Here is a 445-nt window from a genome sequence, read left to right on the forward strand (position 1 = left end):
CGACGGAGGGATCAGGATGTCGGTGGCCGCGGCCGCACCGACCACGCTGGCCGAGAACGAGCCGGGGTAGCCCGCGCGCGACATCGCGGCGATCATCACCCCGCCCACGGCGGCCGCGTTGGCCGGGCCAGAGCCCGAGATGCCGCCGAGGAACATGGCCACGGCGATGGCCACCAGCGGCAGCATGCCCGGGCCGCGCCCGACGATCGCCACCGCGAAGTTCACGAGGCGCAGCGCCACGCCGGAGCGGTCGAAGATCGAGCCGACCAGCACGAACATCGGGATCGCGAGCAGCGGGTACTTGCCGAGCCCGGCATAGAAGTTCTGCGGCACCGCGAGCAGGCCGAACCAGGGCGTCTCGGCATTCGCGATCGCGATGGCGGCGGTGCCGGCCAGGCCCAGGGCGGCGCCGATCGGCACGCCGACGATCATCATCCCCAGGAAG

At 72.6% G+C, this 445-nt stretch carries 1 protein-coding gene; it reads right to left on the reverse strand.

Annotated elements, in window-relative coordinates; translation table 11 throughout:
* Positions 1 to 445 (reverse strand): TRAP transporter large permease subunit (locus tag GVL61_RS24535; protein WP_159983878.1); only part of this gene is annotated, 445 nt, incomplete at both ends.

It is taken from the genome of Novosphingobium sp. 18050, assembly GCF_902706195.1.
Lineage (GTDB): Bacteria > Pseudomonadota > Alphaproteobacteria > Sphingomonadales > Sphingomonadaceae > Novosphingobium.